General features: G+C 56.5%; 16 protein-coding genes. 8 read left to right on the top strand and 8 right to left on the bottom strand.

Features of this window, described 5'->3' with window-relative positions:
- Window positions 1-132 precede the first annotated feature (132 nt).
- Window positions 133-1,074: an AEC family transporter gene (locus K3727_12525; protein UWQ89645.1), complete on the bottom strand. Its 942-nt coding sequence runs from the start codon at window positions 1,072-1,074 to the stop codon at window positions 133-135.
- Between the two features lie 48 nt (window positions 1,075-1,122).
- A complete protein-coding gene (locus K3727_12520; GenBank protein ID UWQ89644.1) occupies window positions 1,123-2,097 on the bottom strand; it encodes a LysR family transcriptional regulator in 975 nt (324 codons plus the stop codon).
- Between the two features lie 432 nt (window positions 2,098-2,529).
- On the opposite strand from K3727_12520, the gene K3727_12515 reads away from it, so the two are divergent.
- Window positions 2,530-2,793 carry a hypothetical protein gene (locus tag K3727_12515; protein UWQ89643.1) on the top strand — a complete coding sequence of 88 codons (264 nt, stop codon included), beginning with the start codon at window positions 2,530-2,532 and terminating at the stop codon, window positions 2,791-2,793.
- 794 nt (window positions 2,794-3,587) lie between these two features.
- On the opposite strand, the gene K3727_12510 is transcribed toward K3727_12515, so the two are convergent.
- From K3727_12510 to K3727_12500, 3 genes are all read right to left on the bottom strand, one after another.
- Entirely contained in the window at window positions 3,588-4,244 is a 657-nt protein-coding gene (locus K3727_12510; protein UWQ89642.1) for a hypothetical protein, read from the bottom strand.
- A 203-nt stretch (window positions 4,245-4,447) separates the two neighbouring features.
- The gene (locus K3727_12505; GenBank protein ID UWQ89641.1) at window positions 4,448-4,912 is read right to left on the bottom strand and encodes a hypothetical protein; all 465 of its coding nucleotides are present in this window, start codon (window positions 4,910-4,912) and stop codon (window positions 4,448-4,450) included.
- A 213-nt stretch (window positions 4,913-5,125) separates the two neighbouring features.
- Window positions 5,126-6,052: a transcriptional regulator GcvA gene (locus tag K3727_12500; GenBank protein ID UWQ89640.1), complete on the bottom strand. Its 927-nt coding sequence runs from the start codon at window positions 6,050-6,052 to the stop codon at window positions 5,126-5,128.
- A 698-nt stretch (window positions 6,053-6,750) separates the two neighbouring features.
- On the opposite strand from K3727_12500, the gene K3727_12495 reads away from it, so the two are divergent.
- Genes K3727_12495 through K3727_12470 form a run of 6 tightly spaced genes read left to right on the top strand, consistent with a single transcriptional unit; the run spans window position 6,751 to window position 12,931 of the window.
- Complete coding sequence (locus K3727_12495; GenBank protein UWQ89639.1) at window positions 6,751-7,731, top strand: MoxR family ATPase; 981 nt, start codon at window positions 6,751-6,753, stop codon at window positions 7,729-7,731.
- A gap of 11 nt (window positions 7,732-7,742) precedes the next feature.
- The gene (locus K3727_12490; protein ID UWQ89638.1) at window positions 7,743-8,693 is read left to right on the top strand and encodes a DUF58 domain-containing protein; all 951 of its coding nucleotides are present in this window, start codon (window positions 7,743-7,745) and stop codon (window positions 8,691-8,693) included.
- On the top strand, window positions 8,690-9,169 hold the full coding sequence (locus K3727_12485; GenBank protein UWQ89637.1) for a DUF4381 domain-containing protein: 480 nt from the start codon (window positions 8,690-8,692) through the stop codon (window positions 9,167-9,169). The genes K3727_12490 and K3727_12485 overlap by 4 nt, the downstream gene beginning before the upstream one ends.
- Window positions 9,166-10,149 (top strand): VWA domain-containing protein, encoded by a 984-nt coding sequence (locus K3727_12480; protein ID UWQ89636.1) that lies wholly within the window; start codon window positions 9,166-9,168, stop codon window positions 10,147-10,149. Before K3727_12485 ends, K3727_12480 begins: the two co-directional genes overlap by 4 nt.
- A complete protein-coding gene (locus tag K3727_12475; GenBank protein ID UWQ89635.1) occupies window positions 10,149-11,690 on the top strand; it encodes a VWA domain-containing protein in 1,542 nt (513 codons plus the stop codon). Before K3727_12480 ends, K3727_12475 begins: the two co-directional genes overlap by 1 nt.
- The gene (locus tag K3727_12470) at window positions 11,687-12,931 is read left to right on the top strand and encodes a hypothetical protein (protein ID UWQ89634.1); all 1,245 of its coding nucleotides are present in this window, start codon (window positions 11,687-11,689) and stop codon (window positions 12,929-12,931) included. The genes K3727_12475 and K3727_12470 overlap by 4 nt, the downstream gene beginning before the upstream one ends.
- A gap of 118 nt (window positions 12,932-13,049) precedes the next feature.
- On the opposite strand, the gene K3727_12465 is transcribed toward K3727_12470, so the two are convergent.
- On the bottom strand, window positions 13,050-13,211 hold the full coding sequence (locus K3727_12465) for a hypothetical protein (GenBank protein ID UWQ89633.1): 162 nt from the start codon (window positions 13,209-13,211) through the stop codon (window positions 13,050-13,052).
- Between the two features lie 440 nt (window positions 13,212-13,651).
- Between K3727_12465 and dut the strand changes: the two genes are divergently transcribed.
- The gene (dut, locus tag K3727_12460; protein ID UWQ89632.1) at window positions 13,652-14,101 is read left to right on the top strand and encodes a dUTP diphosphatase; all 450 of its coding nucleotides are present in this window, start codon (window positions 13,652-13,654) and stop codon (window positions 14,099-14,101) included.
- A gap of 769 nt (window positions 14,102-14,870) precedes the next feature.
- Here the strand turns inward: dut and metA are convergent.
- Both metA and K3727_12450 read right to left on the bottom strand, forming a co-directional pair.
- The gene (metA, locus tag K3727_12455; protein ID UWQ89631.1) at window positions 14,871-15,788 is read right to left on the bottom strand and encodes a homoserine O-succinyltransferase; all 918 of its coding nucleotides are present in this window, start codon (window positions 15,786-15,788) and stop codon (window positions 14,871-14,873) included.
- A gap of 57 nt (window positions 15,789-15,845) precedes the next feature.
- Window positions 15,846-16,712, bottom strand: a complete 867-nt coding sequence (locus K3727_12450) for an ATPase (protein ID UWQ89630.1) — start codon at window positions 16,710-16,712, stop codon at window positions 15,846-15,848.
- Between the last annotated feature and the right edge of the window lie 61 nt (window positions 16,713-16,773).

The following is a 16,773-nucleotide window of genomic DNA, read 5'->3' as shown; positions in this document are numbered from 1 at the left end:
CAGCAGTGCTGATACATGCCCCAAAGATCGATATGGAGATTGAAGTCTTTGAAGGTGAATACTTTTTACTCTGTCTAGCGATTGGTCATTCGGGGCAAATGCCGTATCGAACCCACCTGAGTTCATACAGGTTCAACTGATTTGGTAGAACAAAAGCACCACTGAAACTGTTACAACTGACAGTGCCGTTGACACGATGATCGCTGAGGATGCCCGCTGAACATAGACGTCGTATTGTTGGGCCACGACAAAAACCAATGCGCCTGCTGGTAGTGCCGATAGGATGACTGCGGCCTGCGCCCACTCAGCTTCCATTACAAAGACGTATGTGACCAGAAGGAAGGTGATTGCCGGGTGCAGCACTAGCTTCAGGAAAACCAAGCAAGAGACTTCGGTGGCGTCGCCCAGGAGCTTTCGGCCAACCAACGATAATCCCAAAGCAAACAAAGCAACGGGACCGGCGGAAGCGGCCATCAAATCAAGAAAGTTGCCAATCGGTATAGGTATGTCTTGATCGGTGAATGACACCGCTATCCCGAGTACTGGCGAAACCAGGAGCGGATTGCGAATCAGCGTCCGCAAGACATGCAAGATGGCCTGCGCTCCGTTGACCGAATTGCTCCTCGCGGCCTCCAAGGTCGCGACGGTCCCACCGATCAGGAGTGTGTTTCCAGCAAGCGTCGCAATGATGGCTGGCAGGGTGCCATTCGGCCCAAATGCTGTCGCAAAAAGCGGAATGCCCATGTACGCAGTATTGGCGAACACACTGGATAGGCTCAGAAGAGCCAATTCACCTGTGTCGCTCCGTCTTAGGACATAACGACCGATCAACAGTGCGATGATCAAGGTGAGCGCTGTGCCCAATAAGAAGCTAAAAATGAAGGGCCAGTTGAAAATCTCATCAATGGGCGCTCTTGCAGTGAAGGCAAACAATAGCGGTGGAAGAGCAAAATAGTAGACAAAGCGATTAAGTGCGAAAGCTGAATCCTCACCCAATACGCGCAGATAGCCAGAGAGATAACCCGCCAGGACAATGGCGAAGACCGGCACGACAACATTGATCAAGGTGTCCATTTCGTGGCTTTCTCTGACTGGCTAGATTCAGCAACTGTTTTGGTTTGTTCACTGGCCAATGGACTTCACGTTCTGCCGAACCAATTCCACAAAGGATTTCGCGGCCAGCGAAATGAAACGGCCGGGGGGGTAAATTGCATAAATCGCCAAGTCATTGGGTACGTCGTACTCGGGCAGAACTTGGACGAGACGTCCCGCTTGAAGGTCGTCGGCGACATCCCACAACGATCGCAAGGCAATGCCCTGTCCGTTCAACGCTGCTTGCGTCGCCATGTCTGCGCTGTTTGTTTCGAGGCGCCCCGAGACTTTGACTCGAACGTCGTCGATCGCAGTTTTTAGGTGCCAACTGTCCTCGCCCATAAACACGATGCACTCGTGCTCACTGAGTTCATTGGGATGTTTGGGTGTTCCGGACCTCTGCAGATATGAAGGCGAAGCGCAAAGGACGCGGTGGTTCTCGCCGAGCTTGCGTGCAATCAAGCTGCAGTCCGCCAATTTCCCGATGCGAATAGCAACATCGATGCCATCCATTGTGTAGTTCTGAACTTCGTCCGACGCCATGAGCTTAACGCGCACATCTGGATACTTCACTAGGTAGCGATGGATTGGATCGGACAAGAACTTTCGAGCGAAAAGCGCAGGGGCAGCAACGTGCAGGTATCCTGTTGGCGTAACGGATTTCGTTCCGACACTATGTCTTGCACTTTCATAAACCCGCAAAAGCTCCGCTGCATGCTGCAAAAAACGCTCTCCGTCTCCTGTCATTGAGATTGAGCGTGTTGTTCTGTTCAGAAGCGTACACCCCAAATCTGCCTCCAGCCGTTTAAGACGATCGCTTGCGACGGTCGCGGTTAAACCACAAGCACGTCCTCCCGCTGACACGGAGCCTAGCGAAACAATACGCTGGAAGAGTTCAACATCATCTATTTTCATTATCCGATTAATAGGGAATATCAATGCATGATTAAAGCGATTTTTCGCAAACAGTTTCCTTGCTATGTCTTGCTCACAAGAGGATCCCATGCCCCTGGTCTGTTTCCTTAAGCGACCAAGCGCTTTGGGATTGCGATGCAAAATGATCGTGCGTTTTTGCCGAGACCGGCGACGTCGGGACAGACTCATATCCTGTGAGGTAGAGAGGCGTGCAAACATCACGGCTAGGAGCGTTTACCCGGCAAAGCCAACATCGGTCCATCAAACGCTCCTATCGCTGGTCGCTGGAAAAGATGGCTTTGTGATGACTTCAAATGTGGGCCGGTACTTCCACAAAAACGGGTTTGACGCGGACCGGAAATATTCGCCTTGAGGCGACAGTGAATTGCTGCGGTGCCATACCCCATGTCATGCTGATGTGCACTCGAAACGTTTGCGGGCAACCCCCCCGAAACCGTGTCGCTGAAAATCATCGAAACTGAGCGAACCGGGAGACCAAAACCCCACCAGCTGATGCGTCTTATGCGCGACATTCCCGGCAAGGTTGATGTGTTCTTTTGTGGCCCCAGAACCTTTTATGACGACGTGGCGGAAGTCTGTCGCGACGCGAAAAAGGGGCAGTTCACCGTGCACCACGAAGCGTTTGAGCTTCGCGGCGGATTGCGGTTGCCGACGGGTTTACGCCAGCGTCTTGTAACGCTTGGAGACGGATTGGGAACGGGGCACTGGCTGCCTAAGTCTTTGCGAACCGCCGCCGACACACGGGAAAAGATTTCTGACCAATAGGTCAAATCGGCATACATCTAGGATCAGGCATATTCAAACTGGATGAGAAAGACAGATGCGTTGGTATCACGTGCACGATAACTGACACCAGGAGCACAGCATTCGCAGGACAGATATCCGGTGGATCAAGACGGCCGCACCACACGTGGCAACGAATGAGTTTCAATCGGGTCTTGAGACCACGGCCTGCAGAAATCAGGAGCGCATGGCATGACGCGTCGTCAGGCCTTCACTCTAGAACAGGCCATCCGGTTCAACACAGAATGTGTTGGGCTTGTTGCAGTCGTGCGAAGCATGGGTCTGCATCTGTAACTGCAAGACCTTCGCGGCAGCGCCAAGGTAGCCAGAGCGCGCCGTTTGCGGTTGGCATAATGCAAGACGCAGAGAATGGCCTTGGCGCCTATTTTCGGGTTTTACCAGCTTGCAAAAGGATAGTGGTAACGGTGTCATTGCACCTGTTATTCGCGGGTTACCACGATGACTTCGCGCTTCTTCTCAACCACTCCTGATAGGAAGTGAACGAAGAATACTCTGGTTGATCTGCTGAACGCCGCGCCCGCTTGGGTCACAGCGGTCACCGGACTGGTCACCGCTGCGTCGGCTGTGATGGCGCTGATACCGACAAAAACAGACGACCGGATCGTTGACGGCACGCCTCGTGTTCCGAACGTCCTGGCGCTGAATATTGGACGGAACCGAAACGCTGACGACCGCTGAGACTGTCGGTATTTTGCGGTCTTTTGGCGTCAGCTCAATCAGGCGTTGGAAGGTCGCAATGTGATATAGCGATTACTCTACTGGTCGAGTTTGGGTGCCGGGACTTCGGCGGCTAAATGCGCTTCAGATGAAAACGGAAGAACAACGCCGAACTGCCAAATTAAAGCGACACATGCTGCCACTGCTAAGATGAACGGGATCCCAAAAGTCCACCATACAAAGTGAAATTTTACCGGATTCTTGAGGTCTTTGTAGTGCTTCCCCGCGTCTTTTATGAGGCCATCAACACTGAGAACAAATTGTTTGAATTGTTTTAGGATGTCATTGGCGTGTTTAATGCGATTTTCATTCGCTGCGGTCTTTGATTCTTCGGTTTGAATTTCGGCTACCAATTGTTCGAGATCTAAGCGAATCTCATGTAGCGTGGTTTCCTTGGCGTGAGTTTCAAGCTGATCAATGGTTGAAGGCAATTGCTCAAACCTGCTTGCCCAAACCTTATAGCTGATGCGATCGTCGTTCCAACTCACCCATAAATTGGCCACATTAAAAGCGATGACTGCAAGGAAAATTGTAACGGTTATGCGTTCATCTGGCACGCTGATGCCAAGTGCGGGAATTGAATCTATTTTGATGTTGTAGCCAGCTATGACAAGTCCGGTTAAGGCCGTGATTCGCGTGGCAGTTGCAGCACGCAATGTCGCACGCGAGATAATTTCAACTGAGTTTATCTTCATTTTCTCGGGCCCATACATAACTAGCTAGCAAAGTGTGCCTCACGAGTGCTCGTGAGGCACAGCTGATCAAATGTCGTCAAACTACATCGCAATAGTACCCGCCTATCTTGGGTAGGCGAGATGTTCAATAATCTTGGGGTGTTTTGAGAATGAATTGTCGTTGTCTGAGTGTCCAAAACGAGGCAACGATTTAGAAAGCTATGTCAATCCCCTAACAGATCCAACCCGCGTTCTGCCATCAGCGCTTGCAGGCGTTGCACCGCTTGCGGGTTCAGGACGCGGGGTTTGCCGCTGCTTTTGTTGATCGCCTCTCGCTCGATATCAAAGATGGTTTTATGTCGGGTGTTGCTGTTGCCGCCAATCCCCAGCGCCTCCGCAAAGGCATCCCTGGCCATGCCGAGCGCTTCGCGCGCTTCGCGAATGGTTGCGCCGGGGATGGTCGGGGGGCCCTGATGACAGCGCTGTACATGCGCCTTGGCTTCTTCGATGGAAACAAACCAACCAGATGGGGCGGGCAGGCTCTGTAGCCAGATCCGCGCGGAATGTTCATCTGTCAGCTCTGGGGCCTTGTGCACCCCCTGCAGGCGGGCAATCAGGCCCTGGCCGGTGTCTTCTGCCAAAATCGCGGGGATGGCATGCAGCAAGCTCGTGACAATTGCTATGGGCATTTTCTGTTCTCCAGTGGGCGGGAGGGGGTGTCGCTGACGGTTCGATGTTCCGGTATCACGTTGGTCGCGCGGGGGGCAGGGCGTGGGGACGGGAGCCACGCCAGTTACACCTGGTCAAACATCTGACTATTTCGGTTTCGATCTTTTTAAGGCGGAGAACGTGACCGAGCAGAGCGAAGCGCCTGCACGTTCCGGGGTATGACGCTGCCCACATCAGAGCGGGCTAGACGCTGGCCCCTTGTCGGCCTCGACTTCGGCCACTAGCCAATCACAAAACGCTTTCACCTTTGCCCTGCGCAGGTTTTTGGGTGGGTGGACGAGCCAGTAGGCGATATCGGTTTTAAGGGTCAGGTCAAATGGCTTGACCAATCGCCCAGCTCTCAGATCATCCGCAACCGCAGAATGGCTGACCAGCGCAACGCCTTCGCCGCTGATCGCTGCCTCGATGGCCATGTTCTCGACGGTAAAGCGGGGTCCGTGTCCGATCCTGACGGAATCGATCCCTGCGGCCGTTGTCCACATTTCCCAATCCGGGATTTGACCGCTGACCTTGCCCCAATCCACATGGATTAGGCGATGGTGATGCAGGTCATCGGGGGTTTGCAAAGGGTGGGCACCCGACAAGAGTTTTGGGCTGCATACCGGGCTGACTTCTTCGTTCAGGATACGCGTGGTTGTCAGGTTGGGATACCGACCGACTCCGAGGCGAATACCGACGTCTATCCCGTCCCGGTCAAAGTCACGGATTTCCAGCGACGCATCCAGCCTGACATCAATGTCGGGGTATAGGCGGGAAAAATGTGGCAATCGCTGCAGCAGCCATTTGATGGCAAAAGTCGGCACACTGCTGACCGTCAACACGCCCGAAGCCTCGTTTTGGGTCAGCCGGTCGATGGCTTCGGCGAGAGAGTCAAAACCGTCACTGACCAGAGGCAACACGGCCTTGGCCTCTTCGGTCAGCTGAACCGACCGTGTCTTGCGATGAAACAGGGGCACCCCCAAATAATTTTCGAGCTGCTTGATCTGTAGACTGATGGCCGCAGGGGTGACAAACAGCTCATCCGCGGCCTTAGAAAAACTCAACCATCGGGCGGCCGATTCAAAGGCCTGTAGTGATTTCAACGGTGGTAGTCGGCGCATGTCTACTTTTCCGATATTTATACATTAGAAAAACTAAATCGTTACCGAAGAAATCATCGTTTGTGAAAATTGTCCAGTCGCGGCTAACTGGGATCATCACGAAACCACGTCACACCCTCTAGGGAGGCAACACCATGAAATGTGAAATCCAACAATATCCCGCCCGTTCTGCTGCATTTTCGATGATGATTGCCGAAGCCGCCAATCACCTGGTTGTGCGTCTGGACCGCATTATCCGCCGGATTAGGGGTCAGTAAGGATCGGTCTCGCGATCCCATCACAATGCCGCGCTCAGTCTTGGGGCTGCAGGGCGGCATCAGGTGCTGCCAGGTCGGGAGCAGGTAGGTATCTCATGATGCGAAATCGACCCCATCGGATCTGATTCAATACATCCGTCATTATCGCGATTTTCCCGGTTCCCCCGATCGAAAGAGACCAGGGAGAATTATCACTGATCCGCCGACGTCCAGAAACCCGGTCGGCCAAACAGATGGCCAGGATCGCAGGTCTGAATTTCAATTTTTAAATACTGATCTTTTGTAGCGAACTGTAAAGTCCAAGGGAGCGGGGCAAAAACCACACTCACCCCGCCAGGGAGCAACCACCTGACGCGGCGACATGTGAAACGCTGTTGACAACCGTGCCCCTTTTTCTCGACTATCTGCATAGTTTTACAATACTTTTTGCAGGAAATTGATATGAGCGCGCTTGAGCAGATCACCATGCTGCAGGACCGAATGAGCCAATCTATCATTGGCCAACGAGATGTGATCGAACGTCTTGTGATCGGACTGCTGGCGAACGGAAATCTCTTGATCGAAGGGCTGCCGGGGCTGGCAAAAACCCGCGCGGTCAAGGCGATGTCCAAAAACCTGGAAGCAGATTTTTCGCGCATTCAGTTCACTCCGGATCTTTTACCATCAGATGTGACCGGGACCGAAGTCTATCATCAGGGCCCGGAGGGGGCCCAATTCCGGTTCGAAGCAGGGCCGATCTTTGCCAATATCGTTCTGGCAGATGAAATCAACCGCGCCCCCGCCAAAGTGCAGGCGGCCTTGTTGGAGGCGATGGAAGAACGCCAGGTGACCGTGTCGGGAACCACGCACGACCTGCCACCACTGTTCATCGTCATGGCAACACAGAACCCCATCGAACAGGAAGGGACCTATCCGTTGCCCGAAGCGCAAATGGATCGCTTTTTGATGCATGTTCAGGTGTTGTACCCGCCGGTCGAAGACGAGGTCGAGGTGATCCGCCTGGTGCGTGGCGAAGAGCAGGGCGCAACAGGTGGGGGGGATAAACCGGTGACACCGCCCGTAATCCCGCAGCAGGCAGTTTTTGAGGCACGCGCTGAAATCAGCCAGATCCATGTGGCCGATGCGATGGACCGGTATATGGCTGATCTGGTACAGGCGACCCGGACCCCCGCACCCCTGTCATCGGATCTGGCGCGATGGATCGACGTCGGTGCCAGCCCCCGTGGTTCGTTGGCGTTGGACAAATGTTCGCGGGCACATGCCTGGTTGAATGGGCGCAATTATGTCGATCCGGTCGATGTCCGTGCCATTGCTCATGACGTGTTCCGCCATCGGATTTCGCTGAGCTATGAGGCGCAGGGCGACGGTGTGTCCATCGACAAGGTGATCGACGAGATCGTATCGCTGGTCGCTCTTCCCTGAAAGGGTGCGTGATGACGGATACTGTTGAACACCCGCTTGATCCCCGCATTCATACGGATCTGTCGCATTTACGTCGGCTGGCGGGGTCTGCCCGAATGCTGTCGTTTCTGCCGCGGCAACCGGCCCGATCGGCGCTGAACGGGCGCCATGCATCACGGCTTAGGGGGAGGGGGCTCAACTTTGAGGAACTGCGCAACTATCAGGTGGGCGATGACCCCCGCACCATCGACTGGAAAGTAACCGCGCGCACAGGCCAGCCCTATGTGCGTGTCTATACCGAAGAGCGTGACCGCCCGGCGCTGTTGCTGGTGGATCAGCGGATGAGCATGTTCTACGGCAGTCAATTCAACATGAAATCGGTAACCGCTGCCGAAGCGGCCGCATTGGCCGCCTTTGCCATTCGCGCCCGCGGGGATCGCGTGGGTGGGATCGTGTTTTCCGATAATACCGTGGCAGAGCTGCGCCCCAAGGCCAGCGGAGCCGCTTTGAACCGTTTTCTGTCCACCATTGCCGAGGCAAACTGTAATCTGCATGCTGATTACGAGACGAATTCCTCTATGTCGTTGAATCAGCCGCTGCGGGCTGCGGCGCGGATTGCGACAACCGGTAATCTGATCCTGGTGTTCAGCGATTTTGCCGAAGTGGACGACACCACCGAACGTCATGTTCGACGTCTTGCCATGCACAATGATGTGATCTTGTTTCCGGTCTCGGATCCGTCCGGACAGAACGTGCCTGCGGATTTTCGCATTGTGGCTTCGGATGGTCGGCTTCAGGTGGAACTGAACGCAGCGCGGGGCGACACGGTTGCCCGGATCGAGGCGGTTGTGGGCACGCGGATTGCCCGCGCGATTGGTTGGACCCGCAAATACGGCATTCCGGTTTTGCCGCTGACCACCGCCCGTGAAACCCTGCCGCAGCTGATGGAGCTGATGGGCGTGTCCGGCAGGGGGCTCCGATGACCCAGATCCCCGACACTGACGGCAAGAATTTGGTCGAACTTCTGGATATGCTTGAACCGATCCCGGTGCCGGACCCTATTTCGATGTGGCCCGCGACACAGGCCTGGACCTGGCTGGGTGCCGTGGTTTTGGGGATGGCGTTGTGGGGGGCTTGGCGTGTGTTTCAACGCTGGCAGGCCAATGCCTATCGCCGCGCGGCACTGGCCGAGCTGGTTCAGGTCGGCGATGACCCTGCTGCAATCGCGGCCGTTCTGCGCCGGGTTGCCTTGGTTGCGTTTCCCCGCAAACAGGTGGCGGCGCTTGTCGGGGCCGAATGGTTGGCGTTTCTGGATCAGACATGCGACGGTGCCGGGTTTGCGAGCGCAACGGGGGCCGCTTTGGTGCGCGCGCCCTACACCGACGAGCAAAGCGACCCGAACCTGAAGTCCCTGGCCCGCCATTGGATCAGATTTCACCGGACCGGAGGCCCATCATGACCTGGTCTCTGGCTTTTCCATGGGCATTGTTGCTGTTGCCCGCTCCTTGGGTCATCTGGCGGTTTCTGCCTCCGTACAGGGATCGGACACCGGCAATCCGTATCCCGTTTTTCCGCCAGGTCACCGAGGCAGCCGGGTTGGACCCGAAACCCGGTGCGGTGGTGCTGCGGCGCAAACGCATTCAGATGATCGCCGGGATCTTGTGCTGGGGGTTGACGGTTCTGGGGCTGGCACGGCCCGAACAGCTGGGTGAACTGGTCACAGTGGAAAAGGCCGCCCGCGACATGGTTCTGGCGGTTGATATTTCGGGGTCGATGGATGCGAATGACATGGTCGATGCCCAGGGGGAGCGGCAACAAAGATTGCAGCTGGTCAAAACCGTGGTCGGAGATTTCATCGAAGCCCGTGATGGGGATCGCATTGCCTTGATCGTCTTTGGCACAAAGGCATTTGTGCAAACCCCCTTTACCGAAGATCTGGCCTCGGTGCACGAACTGCTGGACACGACCCAGGTGGGGATGGCCGGACCGGATACCGCGATTGGCGATGCTATCGGGTTGGCCATCCGCACCTTTGAAACGTCCAAGGTCGATCAGCGCCTGTTGGTTCTGCTTTCGGATGGTGCCGACACATCCAGCAGGATGTCGCCAGTGAACGCTGCGGAAATTGCGGCACAAAAGAGTGTGTCGATCTATACAATCGGTGTGGGCGATCCCAAGGGATCAGGGGCCGACAAGGTGGATCTGGATGCATTGGAGGACATCGCGAAGCGGGCCTCGGGTGCCTTTTACTATGCCACCGATGGCAAGGGGCTGAGCGAGATCTATGACGAAATCGAACGTTTGAATCCCCGTATCACCGAAACGGTCAACTTTCAGCCCAAACGCCCACTGGCCTGGATCGCCTTTGCCGCGGCCATTGCTGTCGCCGGGATGACGCTGGGCTGGTTGCACCTGTCGACATCCCGGAGGGTCACGTAATGGATGCGTTTCTGGACTCTCTGGCGGCGTTTCATGTGTTGCGCCCCTATGGGCTGATCGCGCTGGTGCCCATCGCTGTGCTGTGGTGGGCGATCCGACGGCGCAATGGCCGGGGCAGGGAGGCACCCACCGGGATTGCCCCGCATCTGGCCCGGGCGTTGACCGTGGGTGATACCGCCAAACGCCAGGTATTTGCCATCGACGGGGTGGCGGCCTGCCTGGTCCTGTTGACCATTGCGGCCTCTGGGCCGACGTGGAGCCGTGTACCCAACCCGTTGTTGGCCCAGACAGCGCCGTTGGTGGTTGTGCTCAAGGTTTCCCGATCCATGGAGGCACCAGATCTGCCGCCCAGCCGTCTGGATCGGGCCAAATTCAAGATCCTCGACCTGGTGGAACGCCGCGCTGGCGCACGTACGGCGCTGATCGCCTATTCCGGAACGGCCCACCGGGTTGCGCCGTTGACCGAAGACCCGAACATCCTGGGGTCCATGCTGGAAGCGATCACGCCCAAGGTCATGCCCCGTGAAGGGGACGCTGCAATCGACGCCTTGGCGCTGGCGCGAGACGAGTTGGCCAAATCCAAAACCCCGGGCGCAATCCTGTTTGTTCTTGATGATTTGAACGGCGCAGATGCGGCGGCGCTTGGCGCGCCAGTGGAGGAGGGCGCGGCTCCGGTGCTGTTTCTGGTCGCAGCACCCCAGGATACCCTTCCCGCGGCCCTGGCACAGCTGCCGGACAGCTCGGTCTTTGTACTGACAGCCGATGACACCGACCTGAACGCAATTGATCGTGCCGCTGCATCGGCCTATCGGGCGGCGTTGTTGGGGGACGAACGGCTGGATTGGGACGATCGTGGTTGGGTGTTTGGGTGGCTGGCCATGCCGTTGGTCTTGCTCTGGTTCCGTCGCGGATGGACCATGCGATGGGCTGTGGTGCTGGGGGCGCTCATCGCATCGGGCGCTCCGACATCGTCCCGGGCGGATGTCATCGACTGGTTTTTTACACCGGATCAACAGGGAATGATGGCCTGGAATAACAAAGAGTTCGCCCAGGCCGCCAGCCTGTTCACCGATCCCATGTGGCGCGGGATCACCTTGTTCAAATCGGGGCAATATGCCGATGCGGCAGATCACTATGCCCGTCTCGATACGCCAGAGGGTGCCTTTGGTCAGGGCATGGCGCATATACGCAACCGGGAATATCGCCCGGCCATAGCGGCCTTTGAAAAGGCCCTGACGCTACAGCCTGAATTCTCCGAGGCAGAATGGAACCTGGCCGTGGCCCGGGCTATTTTGGTCTATGTCGAAGAAACCCGCGAACAAAGTGATACCGGAGAAGATACCGGTATCGGTGCCGATGACGTTGTGTTCGACAATGAGGCACAGAAAGGCGCGGACACCCAAAAGGAGTATTCCGACGAAGAACAGGACGGAACGGGATTCCAGACTGCTGAACAATGGATGCGATCCGTCGACACAGACATGGGGGACTTCCTGCGCACCCGCTTTCTTCAGGAAACAGCGACCGGAGGTCAGCCATGACACGAATTTTGACGTTTCTGATCCTGGCAGTGTTCACAGGGGGCGCTGCGGCCCAGACAGTCGATCCCATTGTCACCGCAGAGTTGTCAGCCCAGTCCACAGTTGTCGGGCAACCGGTAATTTTGCGTGTAACGGTGCTGGTGCCGACATGGTTCCCCGAGCCACCGTCCTATCCCTCAATGGAAGAGCCGAATCTGATCGTGCGCTTGCCAGAGCGGGCCTCCAGCCCGACCAGCAAGCAAATTGACGGCGAAACCTGGTCTGGTATCACAAGGGCGTATCGGATCTATCCAATGGTTCCGGGCGAATTCGTGCTGCCGCAGCGTACCATCGCATTGACCTATGCGGATCCGGATACAAGCCAGCCAATCGAAGCAGAGGTGACTGTTGATGCAATCCGCTTTGCGTCGCAGGTTCCCCAGGGGGCCGAAGACCTGTCGCCTCTGATCGTTGCCGAGAGTTTTACGTTGTCCGAAACAATTGACGGGGCACAGGACACCCTGGCGCAAGGCGACGCCGTCACGCGTCAGGTAACAGCCACGATTTCCGGTACCTCGGCTTTGTTCATACCGCCGTTGATTCCCGCGCTGGTGTCAGATGCTGCGCGCGCCTACCCCAAGGATCCTTCGGTCCAGGAAAGCACCAACCGGGGTGTGCTGAGCGGAACCCGACGTGAAACCGTCAGCTATGTTGCACAATTTGGCGGTACGGTTGAATTGGCACCCATCTCTGTCGAATGGTTCAACACCGGAACCAACACCGTAGAAACGGCAACGGTCGCCGGCACAACCGTCAAGGTCGATGCCCCCGCCGCGCCTGCCGCTGCGCAGATGTCCAGACGTCAGATGGCAGTGATCCTGGCAGGGGTGATCCTGCTGGGCTTGATCTCCTGGGTTGCAAAAACCTATCTGGTGCCGCCGCTGGCACATTTGAAAGCCACCAGAAAACGCGCATGGCTAACGAGCGAACCCTACGCAGCCCGTCGGGTTCAACAGGCAATTACCTCCAGGGATCTGGCAGGGGCGCACCGCGCCATTGCCAGGTGGTCCGCCAAATGCCCCGGCTTTAACCCGGACAACCTGGATAATGCGTTGGCCGGGGTGGGGCGACAGGCATATGGAACGACCCGGACAAATACGGATGCCTGGATGATCTTGTCCGCCGAATTTACAGATCTTCGCGCGGCACATTTCGCTGGGCGGGCAACGAACAAGGTAGGTTTGCCACCATTGAATGGGTGATCACGCGGGCCTGTGCGACCTGAACGCATCTTGCCCGTAGAAACGGGGGGCGGCTGTCGTGCCATGCTGGGATCGTTTGACCGATAGGTGGCCGTGCTGCTGGGCAAACTCCGGGCTGTCAGATAATTTCGTCCTCGCCAAACATCGGGTCGCCGTCAAGCTGGCTGGCCAATGCATCAACCTTACCCTCGACCGCGGCGCTTTTGGTTTCGACAATGTGGAACAGGGCGTTCGCGTCATTCACGACCGACAGATAGCTACGACCGAGTATGATACCCATCGGTTCAAGGATTACTTCCGTTTCAGTTTCACCAAATGGATCAGAGATCTGGCCAAGCAGTTCACCTGCACCGGCGGATCCACCCGTGCCTTGGAAACCTCCCGGCAAACCTCCGGCTGGTGCCCGCTGCCAGCAACTCGAACTTGTGTGGGCGGGTTTTCGTGCGCTGGCGCAGCGCCTTGCAGGGGATCATGGATACGGCAATCAGGGCGCCGAGACGACCGGCAACTCCTGCGCAACTTTGCGCAGCGACCCATCGCGCAGTTTGGTGGTGATAACAACCAGCGCACCATGAGACGGTTTCCAGAATCACCGCCGCAGTGTATGGGTTTGAATTGAAATTGCGTCTTTGTTGTTGGAAAACAAGTTGTTGCGTGATTGATGGCACCAACAGTCACGGGCCGGTTCAAATGTTCGGTCGGGAATCAGGGGAACCTTTCATGACACAAACCGTTAAGTTCAAAAGGGTTGAAGGGAATGACCTGCCGCTCCCCTGCTATGCCACACAAGGCGCTGCCGGAATGGACCTTCGAGCGTTCTTGCCGGATGGGCCGGTTTCTCTTGCGCCAGGTGAAGTGCGTCTGATTTCAACCGGGTTTCACGTTGAGCTTCCTCCACGGACTGAAATGCAAATTCGCCCTCGGTCAAGTATGGCCATCAAGCGAAAGATCATCATTCCCAACAGCCCGGCCACGATCGACGAAGATTACCGCGGGATCGTATTTGTCGGCCTGTTCCAGCTTGGGGATGAGCCAACTGTGTTGACCCATGGGGATCGCTTTGCTCAAGCGATCATTGCCCCCGTCATTCATGCCACGGTGGTCGAAGTTCAGGATCTGACCTCTACTGACCGCGGATCGGGGGGATTTGGATCGACGGGGAGGACGTAGTGCCCCCCAGAATTTTGAATTCATGACATCTGGCGTCTGTTGGGAACAAAATGGTTTGGCACGCAGACCCTTCTGGTTTCCGGAGACGGCAGCAGGCTTTTGATCAACAGGTCGCGGACATACAAAATCTGTCTGGTATAAGCAAAGGTCAGACCTCAAACTGATGTGCGCGCCAAAGCTTTGGTCACACCGAAACAGCTCACATCTTTCGTGCAATCCCGTCGCTCAGGTCGGCGACCAGGTGCCCCTCCCGAAACGGTCCTGGGGCTGATGTCGGGTCTGGTCACATGTTCCAAGGAGCCGTTAAACGGCCCCCAAATTCCAGGTAGGGCTCAGGGAGCAGGCAGCCGGATGCCGAGAGTGGAGGTGTGGCACATGGGCACCTTCGCTGTGAACGCGGGAGCCAGGGGGCAGGCACGCAGGGCAAGTCACGGGCTGACGGGCGAAAAATAGTGACGTGCGCCTTGCGTTGCGCACCCAATCGGTCACGCGACCGCGCCGCGCCGACAGGTGCGGCGCCCGGCCCAACGGGAATGAACGGATCGTCAGATCCGGAAATTCCGGGCGGGAGCTCACCGGACGCCTTCACATCTTCTCCTCGCTGTGAGCACAGAAATAAACCACGCACAGGCACATCTGCGCCGACCTGATGGTGATCCGATGCGCGATGGGGCTGTTCCCCAAGGCGGAACAGGCCCCTGAACATGGCCTTGCCCCGCCCCTTTAGGACATCGGACCCGGTCAGAGGTTGAAGACTGCCAGAGGACGCTTAGGCACCGATATTGGATCTGTCAAATGGCGTGGTTTGGTAGATTTCATTGATCCAATTGCCGTACAGCAAATGTGCGTGGCTGCGCCAACGGTTCTGCGGTGTCCGGGACGGGTCATCGTCCGGATAGTAATTGAGCGGCACATTGATCGGCGTCCCTTCGGCCACATCGCGATCATATTCCTGCTTCAGCGTGTCACTGTCATATTCAAAATGATTAAAGATATAGAGCGCATGATGCGCCCGATCTTCGACCAGACAGGGGCCGACCTCGTCGCTTCCCAATAGGGTACGCAGGCCAGGAGCGGCATTGATTTCGTCCTGTTTCATCTCAGTCCAGCGGCTGACGGGTATCACGCAATCATCAGAGAACCCGCGCAGGAATGGCGAGGCAGGAACCAGGTTCTGATGACGAAAGCAGCCAAACGCCTTGGCATTCAGCATGTGTTTCTTGACCCCGTGGAAATGGTTGATCATCGCCATCCCACCCCAGCAGACGCCAAAGGTGGAATGCACGTTGGTCTGAGTCCAATCAAAGACCTCTTCCATTTCTTCCCAATAGGTTACGTCGTCAAAGTCGAGATGCTCGATCGGCGCACCAGTGATGATCAGACCATCGTATTTGATGTCCTTCACCTCTTGGAACGGGCGGTAGAATTCGGCCATATGGGCGGCGGCGGTGTTCTTGGTGCGGTGTTCGCTCATCCGGATCAGATGCAGCTCGATTTGCAGCGGTGTCGCCCCGATGAGACGGGCGAACTGGTTCTCGGTCTGGATCTTTTTTGGCATCAGATTCAGCAACCCGATGCGCAGCGGGCGAATGTCCTGGCGTGCGGCCTGATCCGGCGACATGACCATGACGCCTTCGTTCGTCAGAACGTCATAGGCGGGCAGGTCAGACGGGATCTTGATAGGCATGGTTGTTCCCCTTGGGGTGTACGGATTGGGTTTACGGAATAGAGCGTTGAAATAGGTCTATTTTCCCTGAGCCTCAAGGGCAGAGGCAATCAGGTCATCGAAACTGTCGGCATCGTGAACCTGTGCCATCTCATCGGCGGTCACGGTGATACCCCAGCGGTCCGCCATGGCCGCATAGCGGGGCTGGCGATGTGCCATCGCCTGGGCATAGGTCCAGCGGATAAAGGCATCGGGGTCGACCTGGGTTTCATCCAGATCATGCTGCTGCAGATAGGTGGTCCAGACCCGCTCCAGAAAATCGCCCTGATAGGACATCGGCTTTGGCGCCTTGTCGAACCGGCGCGCCAATTCGGCCGTGTGGGCGTCATCGCCTTTGATCCAGACCATCAGCGTGTGTTTGGACAGTTCGGACATGACCGGATCCTTGGGATCATCAGGATCGACCCATTCACAGATTGACCCTCCGGTGTCGCAAATGAAATGTGGATAGCCATAGAGCCGTTCGGCCCGGTCGATGAAATATTCGGTATCCAGCAGGGCGTGGATCTCGGCCAGACGGAACTGCTCCTGACGGCGACGGTATTCGGCGATGGGCAGCCCACCTTTGGCCGGGTCGCCGGGCTTGCCCAGATAGGTTGATACCGGGGTCAGATTCTCGAACGAGATATTCGATCCGATATAGATCGAATCCGACAACAACAGATCGCGCAGAAACGGAACCTTCATCGCTTCGGCTTTGGCATTGTCGGTGATGTATTCGCCCATGTAACGCGTGCCGATACGGTAATCGATTGAATAGTGAAACCAATCACCTGCGTCGCGCAACATGTTGCTCACATAGGTTTTTCCCAAACCTGACATGGCAAAGAAAAGCACGCGCTTGCGCGGTGCATTGCGCCAGTCGTCAGCGGATCGATACAGCATGGTGCAACCATTCCCAAAAACATTCGTGCCTTTGCTAATGGGCCGGGGCGGGCACGTCAAT

The organism is Rhodobacteraceae bacterium M382 (assembly GCA_025141015.1).
Taxonomy (GTDB): domain Bacteria; phylum Pseudomonadota; class Alphaproteobacteria; order Rhodobacterales; family Rhodobacteraceae; genus Aliisedimentitalea; species Aliisedimentitalea scapharcae.
The sequence above is the reverse complement of the archived record's forward strand: the minus strand, read 5'-3'. Positions and strand labels throughout refer to the sequence as shown.

What these genes read in the sequence shown, in the direction of transcription:
- K3727_12525 (UWQ89645.1), bottom strand. Translation starts at nt 1,074, where the DNA reads ATGGACACCTTGATCAATGTTGTCGTGCCGGTCTTCGCCATTGTCCTG.
- K3727_12520 (UWQ89644.1), bottom strand. Translation starts at nt 2,097, where the DNA reads ATGGGATCCTCTTGTGAGCAAGACATAGCAAGGAAACTGTTTGCGAAA.
- K3727_12515 (UWQ89643.1), top strand. Translation starts at nt 2,530, where the DNA reads ATGCGCGACATTCCCGGCAAGGTTGATGTGTTCTTTTGTGGCCCCAGA.
- K3727_12510 (UWQ89642.1), bottom strand. Translation starts at nt 4,244, where the DNA reads ATGAAGATAAACTCAGTTGAAATTATCTCGCGTGCGACATTGCGTGCT.
- K3727_12505 (UWQ89641.1), bottom strand. Translation starts at nt 4,912, where the DNA reads ATGCCCATAGCAATTGTCACGAGCTTGCTGCATGCCATCCCCGCGATT.
- K3727_12500 (UWQ89640.1), bottom strand. Translation starts at nt 6,052, where the DNA reads ATGCGCCGACTACCACCGTTGAAATCACTACAGGCCTTTGAATCGGCC.
- K3727_12495 (UWQ89639.1), top strand. Translation starts at nt 6,751, where the DNA reads ATGAGCGCGCTTGAGCAGATCACCATGCTGCAGGACCGAATGAGCCAA.
- K3727_12490 (UWQ89638.1), top strand. Translation starts at nt 7,743, where the DNA reads ATGACGGATACTGTTGAACACCCGCTTGATCCCCGCATTCATACGGAT.
- K3727_12485 (UWQ89637.1), top strand. Translation starts at nt 8,690, where the DNA reads ATGACCCAGATCCCCGACACTGACGGCAAGAATTTGGTCGAACTTCTG.
- K3727_12480 (UWQ89636.1), top strand. Translation starts at nt 9,166, where the DNA reads ATGACCTGGTCTCTGGCTTTTCCATGGGCATTGTTGCTGTTGCCCGCT.
- K3727_12475 (UWQ89635.1), top strand. Translation starts at nt 10,149, where the DNA reads ATGGATGCGTTTCTGGACTCTCTGGCGGCGTTTCATGTGTTGCGCCCC.
- K3727_12470 (UWQ89634.1), top strand. Translation starts at nt 11,687, where the DNA reads ATGACACGAATTTTGACGTTTCTGATCCTGGCAGTGTTCACAGGGGGC.
- K3727_12465 (UWQ89633.1), bottom strand. Translation starts at nt 13,211, where the DNA reads ATGGGTATCATACTCGGTCGTAGCTATCTGTCGGTCGTGAATGACGCG.
- dut (UWQ89632.1), top strand. Translation starts at nt 13,652, where the DNA reads ATGACACAAACCGTTAAGTTCAAAAGGGTTGAAGGGAATGACCTGCCG.
- metA (UWQ89631.1), bottom strand. Translation starts at nt 15,788, where the DNA reads ATGCCTATCAAGATCCCGTCTGACCTGCCCGCCTATGACGTTCTGACG.
- K3727_12450 (UWQ89630.1), bottom strand. Translation starts at nt 16,712, where the DNA reads ATGCTGTATCGATCCGCTGACGACTGGCGCAATGCACCGCGCAAGCGC.